This window comes from Streptomyces sp. NPDC002130 (assembly GCF_040296465.1).
Taxonomy (GTDB): domain Bacteria; phylum Actinomycetota; class Actinomycetes; order Streptomycetales; family Streptomycetaceae; genus Streptomyces.
Genome location: NZ_JBEOXI010000094.1, coordinates 22,512 through 28,703 on the forward strand (window position 1 = coordinate 22,512; position 6,192 = coordinate 28,703).

Genomic DNA, 6,192 nt, shown 5'->3' on the forward strand with positions numbered 1-6,192 from the left:
ACCCTTTCCTACGGTCGCGTAGGTCACATTCGAAGGTGAATCATGGGCTGCTGTGGCAGACGATTCGAAGAGTGACAGCAAAGCAGTGATCGGGTCGTACGTGGCGGTGGGGGACAGCTTCACCGAGGGCGTCGGCGACCCCGGCCCCGACGGGGCGTTCGTCGGCTGGGCCGACCGGTTCGCGGTCCTGCTCGCCGACCGCAGGCCCGAGGGCGACTTCCGGTACACCAATCTCGCCGTACGCGGAAAGCTCCTCGACCAGATCGTGGCGGACCAGGTTCCGCGGGCCGTCGGCATGGCCCCGGACCTCGTCTCGTTCTGCGCCGGGGGCAACGACATCATCCGGCCCGGCACCGACCCCGACGAGGTGGCCGAGCGCTTCGAGCGGGCACTGGTCCAACTCACCGCCGTGTCCGGCACGGTGATGGTGACGACCGGGTTCGACACCCGCGGCGTGCCCGTGCTCAAGCATCTGCGCGGCAAGATCGCCACGTACAACGGACACGTCCGGGCCATCGCCGACCGGTACGGCTGCCCCGTGCTCGACCTGTGGTCCCTGCGCAGCGTGCAGGACCGCCGGGCCTGGGACGCCGACCGGTTGCACCTGTCGCCCGAGGGGCACACACGCGTGGCGCTGCGCGCGGGCCAGGTGCTCGGCCTCGACGTGCCGGCCGACCCCGAGCAGGCGTGGCCACCACTGCCACCGCGCGGCGCTCTCGACATGCGGCGTGACAACGTCGCCTGGGCACGCGAGTTCCTCGTGCCGTGGATCGGGCGCCGGCTGCGCGGGGAGTCCTCGGGCGACCATGTGACGGCCAAGGGGGTGCTGTCGCCGGACGACATCAGGATGCGGATCGCCTCGGTGGCGTGAGCGCGGCTCCTGCACGTGCGGGCCGCGCCGGGTGCGACATCGACGCGGCCCGCACGCACAGGAGTGGTGGCTTTCAGGGCGGGTCATGGTTTTCGGGTCGGCCCGACCCGGAGTGACGGTGCCGGAGCCGTGCCGGTGAGCCCGCGTGGGCCCGGCATGATCCGAAAGACACCGTCTAAGGCGTCAGCCGCTCTGCCGTCAGGCCCAACTCGCGGGTCAGTGCCTCCTCCACCCACTCCTGGGCCCGGGCGCGCGGCACCGCACCGGCGTAGGACGTCAGCTGGACGGCGAGACCGTCGAGGAGGGCGGTCAGACGCAGGGCCGTGCCGGCCGGGTCGGGGCAGCGGAACTCACCGGCGGCCACGCCCTCCGCGATGACCTCGGCGAGGGCCGCCTTCCACTGCCGGTCGAGATCCTGGGCGACCTCCCGCAGCGCCGGGTCGCGCAGCGCCGCCGCCCAGCCCTCGATCCACAGCCGCCAGCCCTTGGCCTGCCCGGTCGGGGCGTACCACCGTACGGCCGACCGCAGCCGGCGCAGCGCCGGCGAACGGCGGCCGAGCAGCTTGCGCAGATGCGCCAGGTCGCCCTCCGCGGCGTGCCGGAACGCGGCGGCGACCAGCTGCTCCTTCGAAGAGAAGTGGTAGAGGACCAGCGCGTTGCTCACGCCGAGCGCCGAGGCCACGTCGGCGATCCTGACCGCCGCCACACCCCTCGCCTCGATCTGCTCGATGGCGGCCCGCAACAGATCCCCGCGCCGCTGAGCCACACTCAACCGGACTCTCGTCACGCCGTCACCCTACCCACGGCCGCGCGGTCCCTCGACGGGGCGTTTCGGCCTGCCCGGCAGGGTCCGCGGCGACAGCCGTGAGGAGGCGGCGTGCGCCTTGTCGGAACCAGCCGTCGAGGAGACGGGCGGGGGCGTCACCGGCACCAGCCGTCCAGCAGACGGGCGGGAGCGTCACCGGAACCAGCCGAACCGCTCCGCGATCAGCGGCAGCCGGTCCGCCGCGATCGCGTGGGCGGCGGCCCGCGGCGTCGTCCCGTCGGCCAGCGCGCGGGCCAGCATCCGCTCCACGAGCGCCCGCATCGAGCGGCGGGTGTACGCGAACGCCTCCTCCGCGTCGGCGCCGATGTCCCCGAACAGCGTCCACCACCACCAGGCGTTCGTGCCCGAGTTGACCACGACGTCCGGCAGCACGGTCACCCCGCGCGCGGTCAGCAGCAGCTCCGCCTCCGGACGTACGGGCATGTTGGCCGCCTCCACGACCCAGCGGGCGGTGATCCGCTCCTGGTTCCCGGTGTCGATCGCGTACGACACGGCGGCCGGAACCAGTACCTCCGCGTCGGCCGCCAGCCAGGCGTCGCCCGGCAGTTCGCGGTCGCCGGGGCGCAGTGCGGAACGGTCCACCGTGCCGTGGGCGTCCCGAGCCGCGAGCAGCGCCTCGACGTCCAGGCCCGCCCGGTTGGCGATCGTGCCCTTGAGGTCGGCGACGGCCACGACCGTGAGCCCCGCGCGCGTGAGGAAGCGCGCGGTGGCCCCGCCCATGGTGCCGAAGCCCTGGAGGGCGACCCGGGCCCCGGTGCGCGGCACCCCGGCACGGTCCAGGGCGGCCAGGGTCGCCTCGGCCACACCGCAGCCCCCGACCAGCTCGTCCAGACCGATGCCGTCGACCTCGACCGCGAACGCGTCCCGGAGCCGCCGCCGGGCCTCGGCTTCGTCGTCGAGCAGGGGATACACGGCCTGGATCGAGGAGACCAGCCCCGCCTCGGCCGCCGCCCGGTCGACCAGGTCCTGGGTGAGTCCCAGGTCCTCGCCCGTCGTCCAGCAGCTCTCTATGTACGGCCGCATCGCGCGCAGGTACCGCACGAGCAGCGGATACGCCCCGGGGTCCCGGGGGTCGCAGTCGATGCCGCCCTTGGCGCCGCCGAGCGGGACGTAGCGGCTCGCCGGGTCGTAGTGCAGGGCCTCCTTGACGGTCATGCCGCGGGCGAGGCCGGTGACCTCGTCCAGCGTGCAGCCCGCGCGCATCCGCAGACCGCCGCTGGCGACCCCGCGCACCAGCCGGTCGACGACCAGGAATCCCTGCCGTCCCGTGAGGTGATCGGTCCAGGTCAGAGACAACAGGGGGGTGGCCATCCGGGCTCCTTCGTCAAGCGGGTTACTGAATAGTGAGTCAGTATCGCCCCGGATTCGCTTCCGGTGGGGCCCCTGTGATCCGGTGTTGTCGGAGGGGCCGACCATAATGGAAAGCCTGACCGACTCCACCTGGAGGTACCGTGGCCGGTTTCCGTACCCTGAGCTCCGGGCTCCGTGCGCTGCAGCCCGGGGCGTTCGGCGCCGACCCGAGCGGTGAGCGCATGGCGCGCATCCGCAGATCACCCCATTTCAAGGACGGGGTCTTCCAGAACCCCGGCGGCCCCGCGCGGACCAGGCCCTCGGGCTCGACCCTGGACTTCGCGAAGGTCTTCTTCGACAAGGAGACCCGGCCCCGCCGCGCCCCGAGGGGCACCGTCCCGGTGCACCCCACCGCCCTCGCCGACATCGCCCGGCCCCCGGCCACCGGGCTCCGGCTGACCTGGATGGGACACTCCAGCGTGCTCGCGGAGGTGGACGGCCGGCGCGTCCTGTTCGACCCGGTGTGGGGCGAGCGCTGCTCCCCCTTCTCCTTCGCGGGCCCCAAGCGGCTGCACCCCGTGCCCCTGCCGCTCGCCGCCCTCGGCCCGGTCGACGTCGTGGTCATCTCGCACGACCATTACGACCACCTGGACATGCCCACCATCAAGGCACTCGCGGGCACGGACACGCTGTTCGCCGTGCCGCTCGGCGTCGGCGCGCACCTGGAGCACTGGGGCGTGTCCGCCGGCCGGCTGCGCGAGCTGGACTGGCACGAGTCCACCGAGATCGGCGGCCTCACCCTGACCGCCACCCCGGCCCGGCACTTCTGCGGCCGGGGGCTGCGCAACACCCAGCACACCCTGTGGGCCTCCTGGGTCGTCGCCGGTGCGGAGCACCGGATCTACCACAGCGGCGACACCGGCTACTTCGACGGCTTCAAGGAAATCGGCGCAGAGCACGGGCCGTTCGACGCCACGATGATCCAGATCGGCGCGTACTCGGACTTCTGGCCCGACATCCACATGACGCCTTTCCAGGGCGTGCAGGCCCACCTTGACCTGCAGGGCGGTGGCGCGAGTGGGGTGCTGCTGCCGATCCACTGGGGGACGTTCAACCTGGCGACGCACGCGTGGGCGGAGCCGGGGGAGTGGACGAAGGATGCGGCCGAGGAGGCCGGCCAGGCGGTGGCGCTTCCGCGGCCGGGTGAGCCGTTCGAGCCGGCGGGGAAGCTCCCGGTGGAGGCGTGGTGGCGTGGAGTGTCCCATCCGATCGCTCACCCATGGTGTCGGCCCCAGCCGACGCAGGCTGCTGCCGAGGTCCCCAGGCAAGATCTCGACCTCGCGGGGGAGCGGTGACCGGCGGTGTTGGTCCATGCCTGGGTCAGGCGCTGGAAGAGTCGTAGGCGAAGCACTGCGGGTGGTGTGTGCTGTTGTTCTGAAGGTCGTCGATGGCGGTGATCTCGCCGGCCTGGTTAGCACGGTAGTCGACGACATCCAGCGCGGTGGCCGAGGTCTGCACCATGCTGCTGGGCACGGGCTGGGTGGTGCGGGCGGTGCGGTACCTGCCGCGTTGGCAGCGGGCGTGCGACCGGCATGGGCGGTGCCTGCTGGACGCGGATGCCGACCAGCCGCTCGAGGACCTCGATCTGCGTGGTGCGCCGGCGGCGGTGGACGGGTGTGGTGGACGGGTGTGGCGCGGTGTGCGGTGCGGGCCCGGGACCCCTGTCTGCCCCTGCGGCGATCGCGCCGCTACGCCTTTTCGCGTCAGGGTTGAGTCACTGGATGTAGATGCTGCGGCCCTTGACGACTTAACTCCCCCCTCTTTTGCGAGAGTTGAAAGAAGAGGGATCATGCGGTGCAGCAGGACTGGCGGAGACTGGTGTGGCCGAAGGGGGAAACGGTGGTCTATCTCGTGGAAGTGCCGGTCGCCGGGGCGGACGGGCAGTCAGAGATGGTGAAGGTGCAGATCGAGGCGAAGGGAGACGGCCTGGTCAGGGTCGCCAGGCCGGGACAGGTCGTTGCGCGGGCCACCCGCTCATTGGGCGAGATGGTGGCGGCGGTCAGACCGGTCGCCCAGAATTTCGTCGACGGCTTCCAGGACATGACCCGCAGACCGGACGAGATCAGCGTCGAGTTCGGCCTTGCTCTGTCGGCCGAAGCCGATGTGGTGATCTCCAGCACTTCGGCGCAGGCCAACTTCAAGGTCGCGCTCGTCTGGCGCCAACCCTCGGCTGATCCCACAGGCGCTTCGACGGGAGGCGAGCCCACGCCATGACGGCGTTCGAGCGGCCGGACGGGGCGACGCCTGACCCGGCCGGTTCCGACGCCTCGACGGTTGATTCTTCCAGGCAGGAGTCTTCGGTCCACGTTCATGCCGCCGACGGGGGCACCAGGGCCCTGGAATCGGCAGTGCTCCAAATCCGGGGCCGACAGGGCGAACCGGTGGGTGTGGGCTTCCTTGTCACCGATGATGTGGCGCTGACCTGCGCGCATGTCATCAACGCGGCGCTTGGTACCCCAGCGGAGACCGAGCCCGCCGCCGACGCCCGCATCGCAGTGACGCTGCCCTTGCTGCGGGCCCCGGCCGGAAGCGCGCCGGACGGTGCCGCGGTCGGCGTGCCGCACGTCATGGCGGGCGTCGAGCGTTGGGTTCCCCCGCGGCCGTCCGGTGCCGGAGACGTGGCCGTACTGCGCTTGGAAGCCCGACTGCAGGGCGGCCGGCCCATCCGCCTGGTGGACGAACCGGAGGTGTGGAGGCACCCTGCGCGGGTCTTCGGTTTCCCCGCGAACCGCCCCGGGGGCGTGTGGCACTCGGCTCTGCTCCGCGCGCGGCAGGCCGACGGATGGGTTCAGGCCGATTTGGCGGAGGGCGGCTACCCGGTCTCCCACGGCTTCAGCGGCAGCCCGGTGTGGGACGAGGAACTCAACGGCGTCGTCGGCATGATGGCGCTGGCCGAGGCAGACGAGCCCCCGGCGAGCTACCTGATCCCCACGACCGGCTTGCTGGACGCCTGGCCCGAACTGCGAAACCTCGTACTGCCACCGTCGCCGTTCCGACGGCTGCTGGCGTTCGAGGAGGCCGACGCCGCTGTCTTTCACGGTCGCCTGGCTGAGTCCGAGGCGGTCGCCCGTATGGTCGCTGGTGAGCGCTGGACCGCGATCGTGGGCCCCTCCGGCTCCGGCAAGTCCTCCCTGGCCCTGGCCGG

The 6,192-nt window shown here is 72.0% G+C and carries 7 protein-coding genes; 4 read left to right on the plus strand and 3 right to left on the minus strand.

Annotated elements, in window-relative coordinates:
- The first annotated feature begins 85 nt into the window (after nucleotides 1-85).
- Nucleotides 86-871, plus strand: a complete 786-nt coding sequence (locus ABT116_RS19365) for an SGNH/GDSL hydrolase family protein (RefSeq protein WP_351635003.1) — start codon at nucleotides 86-88, stop codon at nucleotides 869-871.
- Between the two features lie 175 nt (nucleotides 872-1,046).
- Here ABT116_RS19365 and ABT116_RS19370 read toward each other — a convergent pair whose 3' ends face one another.
- Both ABT116_RS19370 and ABT116_RS19375 read right to left on the minus strand, forming a co-directional pair.
- A complete protein-coding gene (locus ABT116_RS19370) occupies nucleotides 1,047-1,658 on the minus strand; it encodes a TetR/AcrR family transcriptional regulator (protein ID WP_351634975.1) in 612 nt (203 codons plus the stop codon).
- Nucleotides 1,659-1,829: 171 nt separating this feature from the next.
- Nucleotides 1,830-3,008 (minus strand): Glu/Leu/Phe/Val dehydrogenase dimerization domain-containing protein, encoded by a 1,179-nt coding sequence (locus tag ABT116_RS19375; RefSeq protein ID WP_351634978.1) that lies wholly within the window; start codon nucleotides 3,006-3,008, stop codon nucleotides 1,830-1,832.
- Between the two features lie 140 nt (nucleotides 3,009-3,148).
- On the opposite strand from ABT116_RS19375, the gene ABT116_RS19380 reads away from it, so the two are divergent.
- Nucleotides 3,149-4,342, plus strand: a complete 1,194-nt coding sequence (locus ABT116_RS19380) for an MBL fold metallo-hydrolase (RefSeq protein WP_351634981.1) — start codon at nucleotides 3,149-3,151, stop codon at nucleotides 4,340-4,342.
- Between the two features lie 25 nt (nucleotides 4,343-4,367).
- On the opposite strand, the gene ABT116_RS19385 is transcribed toward ABT116_RS19380, so the two are convergent.
- Entirely contained in the window at nucleotides 4,368-4,520 is a 153-nt protein-coding gene (locus ABT116_RS19385; protein ID WP_351634985.1) for a hypothetical protein, read from the minus strand.
- Between the two features lie 321 nt (nucleotides 4,521-4,841).
- On the opposite strand from ABT116_RS19385, the gene ABT116_RS19390 reads away from it, so the two are divergent.
- Entirely contained in the window at nucleotides 4,842-5,261 is a 420-nt protein-coding gene (locus tag ABT116_RS19390; protein WP_351634988.1) for a CU044_2847 family protein, read from the plus strand.
- A 167-nt stretch (nucleotides 5,262-5,428) separates the two neighbouring features.
- Nucleotides 5,429-6,192 (plus strand): S1 family peptidase (locus tag ABT116_RS19395; RefSeq protein WP_351634991.1); only part of this gene is annotated, 764 nt, incomplete at its 3' end.

What these genes read in the sequence shown, in the direction of transcription:
- ABT116_RS19375 (WP_351634978.1), bottom strand. Translation starts at nt 3,008, where the DNA reads ATGGCCACCCCCCTGTTGTCTCTGACCTGGACCGATCACCTCACGGGA.